General features: G+C 40.9%; 16 protein-coding genes. 10 read left to right on the forward strand and 6 right to left on the reverse strand.

What is annotated here, in order from left to right; translation table 11 throughout:
* Window positions 1-1,180 precede the first annotated feature (1,180 nt).
* Complete coding sequence (locus ACE1AT_RS22015; RefSeq protein ID WP_374872204.1) at window positions 1,181-3,400, forward strand: GumC family protein; 2,220 nt, start codon at window positions 1,181-1,183, stop codon at window positions 3,398-3,400.
* Window positions 3,401-3,471: 71 nt separating this feature from the next.
* On the opposite strand, the gene ACE1AT_RS22020 is transcribed toward ACE1AT_RS22015, so the two are convergent.
* From ACE1AT_RS22020 to ACE1AT_RS22030, 3 genes are all read right to left on the reverse strand, one after another.
* Window positions 3,472-3,951 (reverse strand): hypothetical protein, encoded by a 480-nt coding sequence (locus ACE1AT_RS22020; protein WP_374872206.1) that lies wholly within the window; start codon window positions 3,949-3,951, stop codon window positions 3,472-3,474.
* A gap of 262 nt (window positions 3,952-4,213) precedes the next feature.
* On the reverse strand, window positions 4,214-5,329 hold the full coding sequence (gene wecB / locus ACE1AT_RS22025; protein ID WP_374872208.1) for a non-hydrolyzing UDP-N-acetylglucosamine 2-epimerase: 1,116 nt from the start codon (window positions 5,327-5,329) through the stop codon (window positions 4,214-4,216).
* A gap of 191 nt (window positions 5,330-5,520) precedes the next feature.
* A complete protein-coding gene (locus ACE1AT_RS22030; RefSeq protein ID WP_374872210.1) occupies window positions 5,521-5,895 on the reverse strand; it encodes a hypothetical protein in 375 nt (124 codons plus the stop codon).
* A gap of 917 nt (window positions 5,896-6,812) precedes the next feature.
* Between ACE1AT_RS22030 and ACE1AT_RS22035 the strand changes: the two genes are divergently transcribed.
* The 7 genes from ACE1AT_RS22035 (at window position 6,813) to ACE1AT_RS22065 (ending at window position 12,355) form a co-directional block, all read left to right on the forward strand.
* Window positions 6,813-8,126, forward strand: coding sequence for a type IV pilus twitching motility protein PilT (locus ACE1AT_RS22035; RefSeq protein WP_374872212.1), 1,314 nt, complete (start codon window positions 6,813-6,815; stop codon window positions 8,124-8,126).
* Between the two features lie 116 nt (window positions 8,127-8,242).
* Window positions 8,243-8,998 (forward strand): circadian clock KaiB family protein, encoded by a 756-nt coding sequence (locus ACE1AT_RS22040; protein ID WP_374872214.1) that lies wholly within the window; start codon window positions 8,243-8,245, stop codon window positions 8,996-8,998.
* Between the two features lie 211 nt (window positions 8,999-9,209).
* Entirely contained in the window at window positions 9,210-9,410 is a 201-nt protein-coding gene (locus tag ACE1AT_RS22045) for a hypothetical protein (protein ID WP_374872216.1), read from the forward strand.
* Window positions 9,411-9,891: 481 nt separating this feature from the next.
* On the forward strand, window positions 9,892-10,338 hold the full coding sequence (gene psbU / locus ACE1AT_RS22050; protein WP_017312369.1) for a photosystem II complex extrinsic protein PsbU: 447 nt from the start codon (window positions 9,892-9,894) through the stop codon (window positions 10,336-10,338).
* 543 nt (window positions 10,339-10,881) lie between these two features.
* Entirely contained in the window at window positions 10,882-11,082 is a 201-nt protein-coding gene (locus ACE1AT_RS22055; protein WP_374872217.1) for a hypothetical protein, read from the forward strand.
* A 244-nt stretch (window positions 11,083-11,326) separates the two neighbouring features.
* Entirely contained in the window at window positions 11,327-11,872 is a 546-nt protein-coding gene (locus tag ACE1AT_RS22060) for a hypothetical protein (RefSeq protein WP_374872219.1), read from the forward strand.
* 78 nt (window positions 11,873-11,950) lie between these two features.
* On the forward strand, window positions 11,951-12,355 hold the full coding sequence (locus ACE1AT_RS22065; RefSeq protein WP_374872221.1) for a nuclease A inhibitor family protein: 405 nt from the start codon (window positions 11,951-11,953) through the stop codon (window positions 12,353-12,355).
* A gap of 61 nt (window positions 12,356-12,416) precedes the next feature.
* On the opposite strand, the gene ACE1AT_RS22070 is transcribed toward ACE1AT_RS22065, so the two are convergent.
* The 3 genes from ACE1AT_RS22070 to ACE1AT_RS22080 all read right to left on the reverse strand — a co-directional run bounded on the left by ACE1AT_RS22070 (window position 12,417) and on the right by ACE1AT_RS22080 (window position 14,396).
* The gene (locus ACE1AT_RS22070) at window positions 12,417-13,262 is read right to left on the reverse strand and encodes a DNA/RNA non-specific endonuclease (RefSeq protein ID WP_374872223.1); all 846 of its coding nucleotides are present in this window, start codon (window positions 13,260-13,262) and stop codon (window positions 12,417-12,419) included.
* 332 nt (window positions 13,263-13,594) lie between these two features.
* Window positions 13,595-13,765, reverse strand: a complete 171-nt coding sequence (psb34, locus tag ACE1AT_RS22075) for a photosystem II assembly protein Psb34 (RefSeq protein ID WP_374872225.1) — start codon at window positions 13,763-13,765, stop codon at window positions 13,595-13,597.
* Between the two features lie 361 nt (window positions 13,766-14,126).
* On the reverse strand, window positions 14,127-14,396 hold the full coding sequence (locus ACE1AT_RS22080) for a GlsB/YeaQ/YmgE family stress response membrane protein (RefSeq protein WP_374872227.1): 270 nt from the start codon (window positions 14,394-14,396) through the stop codon (window positions 14,127-14,129).
* Between the two features lie 658 nt (window positions 14,397-15,054).
* Between ACE1AT_RS22080 and ACE1AT_RS22085 the strand changes: the two genes are divergently transcribed.
* Window positions 15,055-16,017, forward strand: coding sequence for a protochlorophyllide reductase (locus ACE1AT_RS22085; RefSeq protein WP_374872229.1), 963 nt, complete (start codon window positions 15,055-15,057; stop codon window positions 16,015-16,017).
* A 225-nt stretch (window positions 16,018-16,242) separates the two neighbouring features.
* On the forward strand, window positions 16,243-17,361 hold the full coding sequence (gene dprA / locus ACE1AT_RS22090; protein ID WP_374872231.1) for a DNA-processing protein DprA: 1,119 nt from the start codon (window positions 16,243-16,245) through the stop codon (window positions 17,359-17,361).
* Window positions 17,362-17,767 lie beyond the last annotated feature (406 nt).

Below are 17,767 nucleotides of genomic sequence, written 5' to 3' on the forward strand. Positions count from 1 at the left end.
AGAGTTGTAGCACCTGGCGTTTGAGGAACGTAGACGCGCCCTGCGCGGCTGATCGCAGAGTAACCCAACATTATCAAGGCTTTGTTGGGTTTCGCTTGCGCTCAACCCAACCTACATTTCTTCTTAACTGAACCGTATTGAGAGATAAAGTTATTATAGCCGTTAGCTGATCATATACCATTAGTTATGATGTGGCTCTAGTTTTGATCGAGTTTAGGCGAGCGATCGCTACCTCGTAGAGCATAAAAATTTATAAGGACGGCAGGCTGAAAACCCTCTCTCTTTAGACTATCCATTACCCGCATTTTTCTTAACATTGCTGTAAGCCAGACTCAGAGGAGATAACAGAAGTAAATAACGGCAGCATAATTGACTTTGGAGACAGAAAATGTATTAAGGTATAGTGTGATCGCTTCGCGTGCCAGAAGCAATCGTTAACTTGAAAACACTAATGTGAATTTGTTGCCATCTGCTAAATCCGGCTTTGGTGATATTATGTTTTTAGCGGTAAAGCGCATACATAAAAAACGAAGTAGGTCAAGCGGACGACTCCTAATCCGAAACCCTGGTAGTAAAAATCCTAAATCTTGTACAAATGTGGGAGTAAAGCAAAAATTAAAGAAATCGTTTCAAACGCGGTCGGGCAGTCCGTGTAGGCTTGTGGACGTATCCAAACGGGGAGATTTGAATACTTTGTATTCGGGTTTCTAGGGAGGACGGATGAAGCAAGAATCCTCAGCCGTCATGCTGAGGAGTGTCAAGTAATGTTACTGTTTATGTATGGCAATACTTCTCTCTCGGTAAACGGGAAAAGGCAAAAGGGGAAGGGACAGATATTGATCTGATCCTTGACTTTTAAGCTTTTTTCTATCTAAAAAATAGAATTAAATGTGCTTATCCGAGAAATATTGGTATATCTAGTGCATCGCTCCATATTGACGAGCATTTTTAATACTTGAGACAGGGTGACAATAAATTCAAAATTAGGAATTCAGTATTTAGAATCACCTCACTATTAAAGTAGGGGACAGCGAAACAGAAAAAATTTTGTTGATTTGATGATCTAGATGATCTATGTGATCATGATCAAACTGCGGGCTTTTATTTTTGACTTTATTAATTCTGAAATTCTGAATTCCCGATTATTTCTGTGAGGAATGTAGTTAAATTTACTAAAACTATGCTGAAATCAGACAAATATCATCACCCGTTGTTAACAGCCAATTCTGCTCAATTAAATGATGCTGATGAAGGCGGATTAAATTTAGGTCAAGTAGGAGCAGCTCTTCGTCGGCGAGCATTGTTAATAGCTGGTGCTACTAGCTTAGTAGCAACCGCAGGGGTATTAAAAGCAGAAACAGATCCACCAATATACCAAGGCAGGTTTGAAATTTTAACCAAGCCTGTGACTGGTGAGACTAAGGCTATAGCTAATGTTCCTCAAACTATAGGAGATACCGACGCGATCGCAGCTCCAGAGACAAGTGAGCAAACCAAGACAACAATCGCAGTTCTACAAAGTCGGGGAGTGCTAGAGCCAGTCATCAAAAAGCTTCAGACTAAGTACCCAGAAATAAAATACGACTATGTAATTAACAACTTAGTGATTGAGCTTAAAGAGCAAAATATTTTAGAAGTTCAATACGTCGATCCAGATCAGCAGCTAGTAACTGATTTGTTAAACACCATTAAAAATGCTTATCTGGAGTATAGTTTAGCAGAACGCCGTAAAGACGTTGAGCAGGCAATTCAATTTGTAGAAAAACAAAGAAAGCCATTAGAACAACGAGCCCAAGATTGGCAAGAAAGACTGCGAACCATTAGACAAAAGAATAATTTAGTTGAGCCAGCACAAAAAGCACAGGAAGTCTCTAGTCATATTGCCACACTGACACAGCAGCAACTAGACAATCGTGTGATGCTAGAACAAATGCGAGCTCAGTATCAGGACTTGCAAAAAGAGTTGTCGCAACAACCAGGTGCATCAGCAAGTAATTCTCTGCTCAGTGATAACCCCGGCTATCAAAAAATTCTTGATCAACTTCAGCAAACGAATGCGGAAATTGCCAAAAGAGCATCTATATTTACTGAGGAAGAAGAAGGTATGGTGCGCCTTTCTCAACAGAGAGACACAATGGTTTCAATGTTGGAAGGAGAAAGAGCGCGGGTAAACAGAGATTTTCAAAGCCGCATCCGGCAGTTGGAAGCACGTGATCTCGCTATTACTGAAAAAATAGATAATCTCAATGGCTATTTGCGAGCTTTAGCAGCAGTTAGTCGCGATTACGATAATATTCAGCGAGAATTAAAAATTGCCACCGAAGGCTTAAGCCAATTTTCAGCCAAGCAACAAGCATTACAAATCGAGTATGCTCAAAGATTACAACCTTGGAGATTACTAGATCCTCAATTGACAAAAGTGAGTGAACCTGACGCCATCTCAGATAGCGCTAAGAGAAATCTACTATTGGGAGGAATGTTAGGTTTGCTGATGGGGGTAGGAGCTGCTTTAGTTGTTGATAAACTCAGCAATGTATTCTACACATCTAAGGAACTCAAAGAAACCATCGGACTCCCATTGTTAGGAGTTGTTCCTCTAAGGAAAGAAATAGCTCTTTCCACAAATGCAAGTAATACTTCTAGTGGTTTGCAGCAAGCAACTCGTGCTTCATTTTTTGAAGTATTTCGCTCTCTTTACACCAATATTCTGCTGTTAGGTTCTGATACACCGATTCGTTCACTAGTAATCAGTTCCGCAGGACAAGGAGATGGAAAATCAACGGTTGCTGTTCATTTAGCCTTAGCAGCAGCAGCAATGGGACACCGAGTCTTGCTTGTGGATGCAAATTTACGTTCTCCAAACCTGCACCAACGGGTAGGGTTAATGAATATTCAGGGATTAACTGACGTTATTTCTTCGGACTTAGACTGGAGCAACGTGATTGAGCGATCGCCTATTGAAGACAATCTCTACGTCCTTTCTGCTGGCCCTATTCCCCCAGACTCAATCAGGTTACTCGCGTCTCAGAAAATGCAGGACTTGATGCAAGACCTACATAGTAGTTTTGATTTAGTTATTTATGACACACCACCTCTAGTTGGATTTGCTGATGCAACTTTATTGGCAGCTAATACCAACGGTATGGTATTAGTTGCTGGTTTAGGTAAGTTGAAGCGTACCGTCTTCCAACAAGCATTAGAAGAGCTACAAATATCCGGCACACCCCTCTTAGGTTTGGTAGCCAACAAGTCAAGAGACGCCGCACCTGCTTCCTATACCTACTATCAGCAATATTACAGACAGAGCATGAGCGTAGAACGTGTCGGTGACGACGATGACACAGATGACAGAAATAACTCGGCGCCTACCTCTTCTTCGGTGAGAAAAATTAAGGGATAGTAGTTTGTTGTTTGTAGTTCGTAGTAAGGACTAAAGTCCTTACTACGAACTTATTTCGATAATTTTACTTATCACTTATCCGGCGATTTTAAAGCACGATCTAGTATTTGCCGTGCCTCTTCTGCTTTCGCTTTTGCTTCCTGATAACGTAGATTCGCCTGAGCGAAAGTTTTGAGAATCTTAAAGCCTTCCTTGAGGCGAGCAATTTCCTCTTCTGTTACAGAATTATCTGAGAAAAGAATATCAACTTGCTTACGAATTTCCAGCGCTTCGGCGCGTGACTCTTGGACTTTCAGCTTCAGCGTAGCTAGGTTACTGAGAATCTGAACAGCTTGGGTAATTTCGTCCTCACTGTTCTTAGTATCTATTGATACTTCTTTTACTTCTATCAATTGTTTGGCACTAAATCCATCTTCGAGTTCTGTAGGTAAATTACCTTCATCCATGAGTTGCATCAGTTGATCCATAGCTTTCTCACGGGCTTTGGCTGAATCTTTACCAGGTACAGTGAGGATAATATCTGGGCTTTGAGCGAGAGTATACTGAACCATATTTATGCAAGAAACTTGCTACTGCTTTGAAAGCCGATTAATTTTAACATAAAGGAAGCACAATTTTAGGGATCGGGGATCGGGGATCGGGGATTGGAAAGAATTTTGGATTTTGGATTTGCGATGCGTGGATTTCAATCTAAAATCTAAAATTTCTTGTCCCCCTTGTCCACGCCACGTGCTACAAGGCGGGAAACCTGCAAGGGCGCAGTGGCTCCCCTTGTCTCCCCACACTCCCCGATCCCTGATCCCCAATCCCCGATCACCCGATCCCCAAATAATTCTGGACTATCTGCAAAATTCGTTCTGCTGCATGACCATCTCCAAAAGGATTGATTGCATTTGCCATTGTTGCATAAGCAGCTGGGTTACTCAGCAATTCTACAGCGTTAGCAACTATAATCTCTGATTTAGTGCCGACAAGTTTAGCTGTCCCAGCAGTAACAGCTTCTGGTCTTTCTGTTGTTTCTCGCAGAACCAAAACTGGTTTACCTAAACTAGGTGCTTCTTCTTGCAAACCACCAGAGTCAGTCAAAAGAAGGTGCGATCGCATAATCGCCCCTACCAGTTCACCATAGTCTAAAGGTTCTGTTAAAAAAATCCGAGGGTGATTGCCCAAACTTGCCTGTAATGGTTCTCGTACCGTAGGATTGCGGTGTAATGGCAATAATAAGGCTGTGTCGGGAAACTTATCTAGTATCTGTAAAAATCCTTGCGTGATTCCTTGGAGTGGTTCTCCCCAATTCTCCCGGCGATGCACAGTCGCCAGTAAAACACGATATTTATCCCATTCCAAACCAGGTACATGACAAGCAGGTTCCTTTGCAGCTACATTCAACAGCGCATCAATCACCGTGTTCCCAGTCAGGTGAACTTGACCCAAAACGCCAGAATTTTTTAAGTTTTCCACAGCTAAAGGTGTGGGTGCAAAGTGCAATTGAGTCAGTTGTGAAATCAACCTTCTATTAGCTTCTTCTGGAAAAGGATTAAATAAGTCATCTGTTCTTAACCCAGCTTCTACATGACCGACAGGAATTTTTTGGTAAAAGGCTGCCAATGTTGCTGCAAATGCTGTGGTAGTATCTCCTTGCACCAAAATTAAATCTGGTTTATTTTCTTGAAATAATTCTTCTAATCCTCGCAAGCTGCGGCAAGTTATATCAGTTAAAGACTGTTGTCGTTGCATAATTTCCAAGTCGCGATCTGCTGTGAGGTTGAAAAGCTGCATGACTTGTTCAACCATTTCGCGATGCTGTCCAGTCAAAATAACTTGCGTTTCAAAACCTGGAAAGTCTTGGAAAATTTGAATTACTGGAGCTAGTTTAATCGCTTCTGGACGAGTACCTAAAATAATGTAAACGAGTTTGTTATTAGTCATTAGTCATTGGTCATTGGTCATTGGTCAATAGTCAATGGTCAGTGGTTAATAGTCAATTGTCAATAATTGTGAAGTTCAAGTTATGGTCAATTATCACAAATAACAAATGACAAATGACAAATGACAAAAAAGCATGAAAAAACCCGGTAAAACCGGGCAGGATGCACTGTTTGTCGAATTTAGCAATTAGGTTACAGTTTGATGTCACAAGTGAGTGGGCAAGCAGCATAGACGGTCTTCTGCATTTGCTCTGTTTCTCCATGCAACCAGCTCAACCACTTCACTTCTTGGGGATGAATACCCTTAGCTGTCAGCACACTTGCACCGATAACAACAGACAAAATATTAAACAGAATTAAACCACCTGCCACAACTAAAACGGCACTAACAGGCATCACAGATTGCAGAACAATAGATAACAGACATCCGACTGTAGCCATCAAAACAACCAAAGGAAAACCGACAACCAGCAAGCATACTGCCAATGTGAAAGACCATATCAAAAAACTTTTAACCATTAACAAGGAATCTGTCTTGCTTAAAGTAGCTGTTTGTGAGAGAGCCATGAGTGTATCTCCTAAATACGCAAATTGGTTTGGAATTCAGAAGTCTTTCGTTGATATTGAAAAACAAAGGGATCAACAATTAGTGATGTTCAGTATATAAAAACTAGTTGAGAAGATGAGCATTTAGTTAATAAAATTAACAGTTATATTTTTTTAATTATGGACAAAGGTAGATATAGATATTTTTGCTAAAAACTTATTTTTGCCATCTATCCTTGGACAGATAAGATATAAACGACTAATTTATTAGGTGTATGTAAAGAATTCACTTCTAGTCTTCTTAATATTTCTTATGACAATCAAAGATGACTCTCATAATCAGGACTTACGCAACTTGGGTTAGTAGAGTGCGTCAGACTTGATAAATTGGTGATGAGCAACAAATTTTTGCTTCTGACGCACCCTACAAAATAGGTTGACTGTGACACTTGCGTAAGTCCTAATAATTTTGAGATGTGGTTAGTGTAGCAAAGCGAAAGTTGAGAAACCACTTAAGCTCATCCCCGACGAGCATGAGGAATAGGGTATAGGGAAGACTTACCATGAATTGAAGCCACACATACTTAATTGGATTTATTTTATACTATTATTCTCAATATATTTACTAAGCATATTTTATGTATATATTGTGTTAAACATTAAATTGTTAGCAAAAATCAACATTTTTAACTTAAATCACAATTAAGAGTTTGTTGAAAAATATACCTCAACTTACTCTTGATGAAATTGAACATAATTCAACGTCAGTTCGATTAACCTCTCACGGATGCTTCCGGACTCCCTTTTCTACAAGGGAAGTAAAACCAGGACTTGTCAAACTTACGTTGATTCATTTCGGTGACAAATCAACAGTCAGCGATCGCATACAGCAAATCACCCCAGACTAAAAACCTGGGGCTAATCAATTGTAAAGATATATGTCAGAATCACAAAATCCATTAAATTCGGCTCCAACTCCAGTCCGTGGTGTTCCTCCGCTTCCGCCGCCACCACCCACAATCAGTACACAGCGCCAGTTGACACAAACTTTGGAAATACCAGTTGACAAAAGTCGTACTGCTCAGTCTGCAACACCACCATTACCAACTCCTAGTCCTGCCTCTGCTCATCGTCCTGGGACACCACCACCAGTGCCTAATCTCAGTGCTGCTCGTATCAAAAGCAACAGTTTACACCCAACTTTAAATCAATTAGTACGAGAAGCTTATGATCATGGCATATCTGATATTCACTTAGGTGTAGGCGAACCGCCCCGCTTCCGTAATCGTGGAGAAATCCAAAACACAGATTATCCAGAAACGGATAAAGAGACTTTTATGAATTGGATGCGGGAAGTATTGACGGAAGCAGAAATTCAACGGTTTGAAGAACACCTAGAATTTGACGGTGCAACTCAGTACGAATTTGCTCGTGTGCGGATCAATATCTTTGATTCTCTCAAAGGTTATGCCATGGTCATGCGTTTAATTCCACTCAAAATCTTAACCATTGACCAATTACGCTTACCTCCTGTTTTCAGAGATATTTGCCACTATCACAAAGGCTTGATTCTAGTGACAGGCCCGACTGGTTCTGGTAAATCTACCACGATGGCAGCGATGGTTGACTACATTAACAAAGAGATGCCCAAACATATCATCACCATCGAAGACCCAATTGAATTTGTTCACAGAAGTCAAAAGTCCTTGATCAAACAACGGGAAGTAGGAATGCACACCCGAAAATTTGACAACGCCTTAAAAGCTGCTTTGCGCGAAGATCCAGACTTGATTCTGGTCGGGGAAATGCGGGACAAAGAAACCGTGAATACAGCCTTAAAAGCGGCTCAAACTGGTCACTTAGTTATGGGAACCCTGCATACTAACAGCGCCGTGAAAACGATTGAACGTATCCTCAATCTGTATTCAGGCGATGAACAAGATGCTATGCGAGTGGCTATTTCGGAATCTTTAGTAGCAGTGATTGCTCAAGGTTTGTGTCGTACAACAGATGGTAAGCGTGCTGCCTTTCACGATATTCTAATAAACACAGAAGCCGTTAAAGACTGGATCAAAGATGGTAAATACGATGAAATTACAGAACTAATGAAACAGGCCGGTTTTGACGGCATGATTACTATGAACCAGTCTCTGTTCAACCTCTATCAAGAAGGTCGCATCACCGAAGAAACAGCCTTGGAGATGTCGCCGACTCCCAACGAAATAGCCCAGATGCTTCGAGGTCGAGTATAAGAATTAGGGATTAGGGATTGGGGATTAGGGGCTGGGAATTAGAAAATCAAAAAATAATTTTGAACTAGCCTCTAGCCTCTAGCCTCTAGCCTCTAACCCCTAACCTTTTAAAAACCTTGACTTCAGATAGACTAATCCTACCCCAGTTATTCAAAGGCATTGCGCTGTTCACACCCGGAGGAGATTTGATTTATTGTATCGACCCCGGTAAGCAAGGTCGATGGCATTTACACTTATGTGCAACTTTACAAGAGATCCTAGATTTACCAGAGCCGCCTCATTTTTTAGTACCTTGCTACACAGCAACTATTGATCATTGGTTAGATCCACGTACGCAACAGATACGCACTTTTGCCGAAGCCTATCCAGCTGTGATACGACATCAAGCAATACTGAATGCCATTTTTGGTACAGGGGATATTGTATGGCAAAGCGCACCTTGGCAAGAAGGATTATGCGATCGCATGGTATTACATAGTTACCGCTCTTCATTCCCCCAACTTTGGGAAGATCATGACCTAATCGTACGTCTAGAGCCTTTTGAAGCAGTACCATACTACCAAGAAACAACAACACTACAAATCCAACCAAACGCTCAAGGCTATGTCCTACGTCTATTTGTTGCTGGACACAGCCCCGGTATCGAACGTACTCTTGAGAGTCTCCACGATCTATTAGAACAATACCTTAGTCAACCTTATACTTTGAAAGTCATTGATGTTGTCAGCCATCCCGAACAAGCAGAAACAAATCAAGTCACAGCAACCCCCACTCTTGTAAAAGTTTGGCCCCTCCCTGTGCGGCGCATTGTGGGCGACTTGGATAATGTAGATAAAATTTTGCAGATGTTGGGTGCAAAAGAGCAGAGTTAAAAAGTCAATGGTCAATGGTTAACTCAGATCTTGCACCTGTCTGGATAAACCCTTAATACACCCATAAGAGTGTAGTAAACTAACACGATTCGCGAGAATTAGGTTACGCACTTAAAAGTCATATATATAACTGTACAAATATTGAGAATACGTAAACTGCTCAACGGACCTCAGCACAGGTGATCGTCAAATTGGAGAAGTGTCTGAATTTATGCTCATGAGGGGGGGCGCGGTCGCCTATGGCGACCGCGCCCCGGCATACCTACCTGATTGGGGACAAGCAGCAGAAATCGCGTTCCAAACTATATTTCCACACTTGGTGGTGTTATTTCTTTTACAAGATATTGAAAGCCTGAGAGACTTAGCACTTAGTCAAGGAATTGACATTCAAATTTCCAGGTGCAAGATCTGAGCTAGTTTGCAGTAATGACTTGAGTATTATTGCTCAGTTAAAAAATTTTAGTAATACCAATTTGAAAAAAGAATGCGACAGATAGACTGACAGAACTCTTATGCACAAAGAGTTTCCCAATCCAAAATCCAAAATCTAAAATCCAAAATGGTATAAAAATTGGGTCAATCCTAGTAGCTGCAAATATTGTGGATATTAATACGCTGTATATTAGTTTCTGATGACTGCTGTGTGCTGATAAAGCAAATAGCTATCAGTTAAAGGGACAAGTAAATGCCAAATGCGTAGATATTTGTAGGGTTTAACCTTCATTCTTCCCTTGTAGTAGGATAAAGTCAAAGCGGACAAACACAATATAAGCCCCTGGGCTAAGTTAGCGAGCTTTGTTACAAAACTTTATCTATTCCACAGGAAACTACTCAAAAGTTCTTTACAACCTTTGACTAAGCGCTACTAGCTGAAAACTTTTTATTTCGGTTTGATGGAAAGAGGTGGAAAAATCGTGAAAAAATTGGTGCGTTTATTAACAGTCTTTAGTTTTTTGTTGGTAGGATGCTTGGCATGGTTAGGTACGCCTCAGATAGCCCAAGCTAGCAATTTTAACAGTTTTGCTTTGCCATCGGTTTCTGTTCTAGCCTTGCAGAATCCAGCAGATGCAAAGCTTGCAGATGTATATGGTGACAGAATTGATTTAAACAACACCAATGTGCGAGCTTTTCAGAAATATCCCGGCTTGTATCCTACCCTAGCAGGCAAAATTATCAAATATGCTCCTTACAATGAGGTAGAGGATGTATTAAAGATTGAAGGATTGAGCGAACGTCAAAAACAAATCCTGCAAGCTAACCTAGATCACTTCAAAGTTACAGAAGTAGAACCAGTCTACACCGAAGGATTTGACCGTTATAACAACGGTATTTACAGATAAGACACAACCGTAAATACGGTTATTTACTATAAAACAGTATCCCACTCCCTAGAAAAAGGAGTGGGATTTTTATATTTTGACCGATACGATACCAAGTTGAATTTAAAGGACACGGAGGACACGGGGCAATACGGTTCAGTTAAGAAGAAATGTAGGTTGGGTTGAGTGCAAGCGAAACCCAACATTATCAAGGCTTTGTTGGGTTACTCTGCGAGAAGCCGCGTAGGGCGCGTCTACGTTCCTCAAACGCCAGGTGCTACAACTCTTGGGACCCCCGCAACGCACTGGCTCCCCAACCTACGCTAGTTTTAGTTTTTAGCCTTAACTGAACCGTATTGGGACAAGGAGGACAAGGATGACAAGGGGGACACGGGGGACAAGGCAGAAAAGTTACGCTGTATGAGCGCAACTTCGTTTGAGTGAGTGCAAAATAATCCTTCAGACATATAGAAATTTCAGGTAAACCAGATTTTGGAAAGATGAATCTGCACCCTTATTCTTTTTAGACTGTTTGGAGAACAAAATGATCAGGAGCTAAAATTCATGTCTGCTAAAGGAAACGAAAAAGAAACTACACCATCTAATTCTGGTGCTGCTTCTGGTGGTTATCAAACCCCCATTGAAGAAGATATCCGCAAAACTGGTAACGCAGCTCAATCTGATGCTAAACAATCAGCTACACCAGAAGCGCCAGGGGAAGATACTGTAGCAGGTAGTCCTAATCAAGGAACAGAGTCCCGTTAATTGCTTGACGCTATCTTCAAAAGCTAACCCGTGGGGTCATCATTAGATGAGTGCGTTAGCAAAAATTATTGAGTGGGGTTGTGTCTATCGAAGACACACTTTCCACTCGATTTTTATCTTTGTTGCTATTTTCAGACATTCTTTAAACTTAAAAATTTTTTGATACACCAAAAGTGTTAATAATTTATCTGAAAAAAAGAGGTTGCTTATATATGAATAAATATCATTCTATACTAAAAAAATTATGCAACCGAGAGTTTGGGCTTGTAGCATTGGATTGGCTTTGTCTTGGCTGATATCACCAGTTATGGGTGTAGAAGCACTCAAGCTTCCTAGTAAACAAACACAGAATGCTACAACTGCTAAACCAATTATTGTCAGTAAAGCTGATTTTGGGGTTCTCAGGGTTGAAAAAGATGGGAAGACTACCCTCATCCCTACGAAAAAAGTGCCACTTCAAGAGGGAGTTGCATATGGCTGGCGGATTCAACTCAAGGACTACGAAGGTGAGGTAACATGGCGAGAAGTCCTTCAGTTACCAAAACCTCCTGAAAGTTGGGCTACAAGTAACACTGAAAACTTTTCCTTGTCACCTGACGGTAGAGCGGCAAATATTCAACGCACAGATCAAATCAAAGATGGTGTGATTAAAAACTCTTGGACGATCGCCAATGGTGATCCTATAGGTAAGCATAAGATAGAAGTTTATATTGGCGATCGCCGGATTGCTACTTTTGAGTTTGAGGTCGTTCCTCCCATCAGACCACAAAAGCCAACTCCAAAAGCATAATGACAAGTTTTGATATGTATACTAGAAAATGTTTTGTATAAGCTCATCAGTCAACAACAGACTTGGAGAATTTAGCCAATGAGTAATGCAGAAGTTGCTGCAAAACTTAAAGAAGCTGCTGATAGTTTATTAATGCCCAGTGAATCAGAATATCCTTTTGAATCAGTTCACTGGCAAATTGCTCAACAAAAGCCTTTAACTCCTAATCAAATTTTAGAATTCACAAATCATTCTTTGGATGTACCAGTAGAAGTGGTAGATGTGGATTATTTTTTTAGAAATATTGCTGTTGAGCAAGAATGGCATGATAATCAACAAAAAGAGAATGTGAAAAAATATAAAAAGCTTGTGGAAACCATCAAAAGTAACCTCAGCGACGTTCAAGTTTACCGCGTTGGAACAATCAACATTGATGTCTATATTGTTGGCAAAACACAATCAGGTAATTTAGCAGGCTTATCAACTAAATTGGTAGAAACCTGATCATAAAAATCTTACCCGTCTTAATATTAAGACGGGTAATTCTTTGAAGCCCTATTAAGTTTTACTGATTATCAACTCTAGCTTCAATTGTGTTCTCAATTATATCGGAAACATTAGAAAACAAGTTGTAACCTGTTCTTGCTTCAATTGTATCTACACTAACTCTGTAAGAACGCCAGTCATTGAATCTAATTCCTTGGTCATTGGGCATATCAACAGCGATGACTCGTGTATTAACTGTTACGCCACTAATCCCAAGTCCGGGTTGATCTAAGACTAAAATAGCTTTCCAAACTCTGTCGGGTACTGTCACTCTACCACTTGAAATTGTGCTAGCCCCGCCATTAGAGCCAGTTCCACCTGAGCCGTATCCCCCAGAAATGATGTACAGTTCTTTTCCCTCGTTAACTACTAAATTTCTGCTGTAATTTTCTAAATTTGCCCACGGGCCTTGATTATTATCAGGAGCTTGGGGGACTATATTTGTCATCAAAAATGTTGCAGAATTGTTCGCAATTGTGTTTGTCCGATCTGCTGAGGGTGTCATATGCCCTCGATCAAATCCACTACCAGTGTAATCAGAACTGGTGACTCGATAGCAACCACTTGGTAGTGTGGTATCAGCACGAAAATCATCCTGGCGAGGTGCGCTCCCTAGCCAAGACGAATTCAACTGCCAACTCACCCAGTTTGGTATACCTCTACTACAGTGGTGTGATGTTGCGTATTGTGACTTAACCAATAAATAGTTACTCAGGCTGGAACTTCCTGCATTGCTAGGATTACCCATTGTTAAATGCACGGAAGTTTGGGCAGGTGCAGGAGTGGGTAAAGTTGCAAGTAAAATAGCAAGCAGACAAGCAGATGCACAAGAAATCAGGAAAGTCGAAAACTTCGCTTTCTTCATAAGTATCTACTTGAGGTTGTAATTATGTTTAATTTTTATCTCACGAGAGAGAATAAGCTTTACAAATTAATTCTGAGTTAAGTTAAAAATAAATATTAGTTAATTAAAATCTGAAAGAATAAAATATTTTTCTAAGTAAATACAATTTTGCTTGTATAAAATTCCTGAGAGAATAGTGTTTTTAAATTGTTATTTTAGATGAATTATGACACCAAAATCCATCGGTTTGCAGCGATCGCATCGGCGTACTCAACAAAAAACCCCGGTGTTAACTACCGAGGTAAAAGAGAAGTACGAATGACGATAAGAGATATGGCGAGAAATAAAAAATCCTAGCTAACGCTAAAACCAACCAGAACTAAAGTAGTGACAATCAAAGAAGCAAAAACAGCTTGGATAGCGTATTTACGTTGTTCCCAAATTGCAGGGTACTCGGCATAGTACATCTGGGGTTCAGCTGCGTAGTTATTAAGAACGCCGTCTTCATTAACAGTGGTATACATAGCTTGTTTCCTTTATTTGTTTCTTTATGTAAATAAATATAACAATATTGTTACAAAGAGTCAACAGGACTTGACAAAAAAAGTTTGATGCCCTCGATAAGAGTGACTTATCAGGGATGGGGGCGATAATCGCAATTATGTAAACCAACAGCGATCGCAATACTGCTCGGATAAGACAAATCGATTGACATTTAAATTCTGTAGAGACGCGATATATCGCGTCTCTACAACCCCAAAATTATGTCGAAAAATCCTTAACCGAACCGTATTGACGGTGATCGCACTCTTACGTACTCAAAACAAAAAAGTAAGGGAAAAAGTTTTTCCCTTACTCTTTCCCATTACCCTTGACACCTAAGCTTTAGTATGCTCTGCGACTAAATTGGTAGTACAAGAAGATCGCAATAATCGCACCAATTACCGCTACAAATAAACCAGCAATACTAAAACTTGCACTCGTTATTGCCAGAGTTCCCGTTTGCAGTAAATTCAGTAAAGATCCTCCGATGATAGCACCGACAATTCCCAACAGCATTGTTGCTAGAATGCCACCACCTTGATAACCAGGATAAATTGCTTTAGCGATCGCACCAGCTAATAGACCTAAGACAATCCAAGCAAGAAGACTCATGATTTGACTCCTTAATAGTTGTGAAATGGAATATCGTTGAAGATAAATTTTTAGAAATAATAAAGTTGGAGCTTTATAGACCCTAGACGTTCGCAAATAACGACCGCTTGTGTAGAGTTTTTACCTCTCGTTATTTGCGACAAAATAGAGTTAGCTAGCAACACTCTATAGCCGTCTATGTCTGTGTCATATATGCACTGTTGGTAGTTTTAACATCGCTTTTGATGGTGACTACATATAAAGAACTTGAGCGGTTTAACGTTCTGCCAGTGCGGTTTTCTATCATGATTACAGAATAACAGACTCAACAAGCCGACCTAACCATCTTTAGTCAGATAGTCCTTATTTCTAGAGTTAGAATCACAAAAACAATCATTATCTGTCTTGACACGTAAAAAGCTTATGTTCTGAGCTAATACCTTGAGTTCACAATCTACACAAATGCGAACTCTAGCTATTTCTTATAGATTGCATAGATCAAAGTTGAATCTGTACTTACTATTGCCCTAATTTGCTCGTGTCGGTGAAGTTATTATGGTGCAAAAATCTGCGATTGTGAGTAATTCTTACCCGAAGTTTAGTAACAAAATTAGAACTGGTGGATCACTAGTGTGAGATCATGGGGAGAATTAACGGTGGTCAATGTAGTCTGAAGAGAATGGAACACAATCGGAAGTCAACGGTCGTAATTACAGGTGCTTCCTCTGGGGTGGGTTTGTATTCTGCAAAAGCCCTAGCCAAAAGAGGATGGCACGTGGTTATGGCTTGTCGCGATTTAGCGAAGGCTGAAACAGCTACTCAAAGTGTGGGAATTCCACAGGACAGCTATACAATCATGCATATCGACTTGGCCTCATTAGAGAGTGTGCGACAGTTTGTCAAGGACTTCAGAGCCAGTGGTAAGTCCTTGGAGGCTTTGGTTTGCAACGCCGCAATTTATATGCCTTTGTTAAAGCAGCCATTGCGAAGCCCAGAAGGGTATGAGTTGAGTGTTGCTACAAATCACCTTGGTCATTTCCTCTTGTGTAACCTGATGCTAGAGGATCTAAAAAATTCACCTGCTACGGACAAACGGCTGGTGATTTTGGGAACTGTGACGCACAACCCAGACGAACTAGGCGGAAAGATTCCCCCACGTCCAGACTTGGGCGATCTCAAAGGCTTTGAACAAGGATTCAAAGAGCCGATCACAATGATTGACGGTAAAAAATTTGAACCTGTGAAAGCCTACAAAGACAGCAAAGTCTGCAATGTACTGACGATGCGGGAACTACATCGACGCTATCACGATTCAACTGGCATTATCTTCAGTTCTCTGTATCCAGGGTGTGTTGCGGAAACACCTCTCTTCCGTAACCACTATCCCCTGTTTCAGAAACTCTTCCCCTTGTTCCAGAAGCACATCACTGGGGGATACGTATCTCAGGAATTATCCGGTGAACGGGTTGCAGTAGTTGTTGCTGATCCTGAATACGCCCAATCTGGAGCCTACTGGAGTTGGGGAAATCGCCAGAAGAAAGACGGTAAGTCCTTTGTGCAACGAGTTTCTCCCCAAGCCCGCGATGATGTTAAGGGCGAACGTATGTGGGATTTGAGCGCCAAGTTGGTTGGAATTGTTTAAGGAAAACAGAGTTTGAGCAATTTGATGGGGCGATCGCTCCATCAATTTTTATATATTTTTAAGTAAAATAAACTAAATTATTTTGCAGTTTTATGTGTAAAAGGCTACCTAAATTTGAACTTTTATGATTCACTGTTCACTGTTTACCAATCCCTAACCATCAACCAATGACAAATGACAATCAACGCGAGTAACCTTGACTTGATACTCAATGAGGGTTGAGAATTGGCAGTTGAAAGTGCGTATTGGCTAGCTTGGTCACAAATATCAGGGATTGGCCCGGTATTACTGCAACGATTACAACAGCATTTTGGCACGCTCCAGGCAGCTTGGGAAGCTAGTCCAGCACAGTTACAAGCGGTGGAAGGTTTTGGTTTTCAGACATTGCAAAAAGTGGTGAGACAGCGATCGCATCTTCATCCTGAACAATTACTTATCCAACACCAAGAACAAAACCCGAATTTTTGGACACCAGCAGATCCAGAATATCCCCGCTTGCTAATAGAAATTCCCAGTCCACCGCCATTGTTATATTTTCGTGGTGAAGTCGAACTTGCAGAAAATCTCGGCGAAATTCCATTAGTTGCGATCGTTGGTACGCGCCAGCCCTCAGAATATGGTATCCGTTGGACTCGTCAAATTAGCACAGCTTTAGCTAAAAACGGTTTTACAGTTGTTTCTGGTTTAGCAGAAGGAATTGATACAGAAAGTCACACCGCCGCTTTGAAAGCTGGAGGACGCACCATAGCAATTTTAGGTACAGGTGTAGATGTCATCTATCCAGCCAAGAATCAGCAACTGTACAAACAAATTTTAAGTGCGGGGTTAGTTTTGAGTGAGTACCCAGCCAAAACCCCACCCGATCGCACTCAATTTCCCCGTCGCAATCGGATTATTGCTGGGTTGAGTCGCGCTGTCTTGGTGATGGAAGCGCCTTTAAAATCTGGTGCTTTAATTACTGCTAACTATGCGAATGAATTTGGTAGAGATGTTTATGTTTTACCGGGTAGAGTCGATGATTACCCATCTCAAGGATGCTTAAAATTACTCAGTCAAGGTGCTGCTCCCATTTTAAAAGAATTAGATGAACTATTAAAAATGCTGGGAGCAATACCAAAAATAGATTCTTCTGTTGTTTCCCCAGAAACGCAACAATTAATCTTGCCTGATTTGCCACCAGAACTGCAACAAGTAATGAATGTAATTTCCTCAGAGTCTTTACCCTTCGATCTGATTATCCAACAAACAGGTATGGCTGCGAGTGCTGTTTCTAGTGCATTGTTGCAGTTGGAATTAATGGGTTTAGTTTCACAACAACCAGGAATGAGATATCAACGTAGCTGAAAGTTGATTAGTCTGGTTTGAAAAGGGGTGTGGGGGTGTAGGGGTGTAGGAAAAGTTAATAAATATAAATTTAATCCAAAAACTGAGGACACAATCTGGAATCAACTTCAATCTGTTGGTATCTAATATTACGATATAAAACTTGGGCATTGATTATTCTTTTCCCGATTACCAATTACCGATTACCAATTACCGATTACCAGCCTACGCGACACTATAAGTCAATACGGTTCAGTTAAGAAGAAATGTAGGTTGGGTTGAGCGTAAGCGAAACCCAACAAAGCCTTGATAATGTTGGGTTACTCTGCGATCAGCCGCGCAGGGCGCGTCTACGTTCCTCAAACGCCAGGTGCTACAACTCTTGGGACCCCCGCAACGCACTGGCTCCCCAACCTACGCTAGTTTT

It is taken from the genome of Pelatocladus sp. BLCC-F211 (assembly GCF_041928655.1).
GTDB lineage: Bacteria > Cyanobacteriota > Cyanobacteriia > Cyanobacteriales > Nostocaceae > Pelatocladus.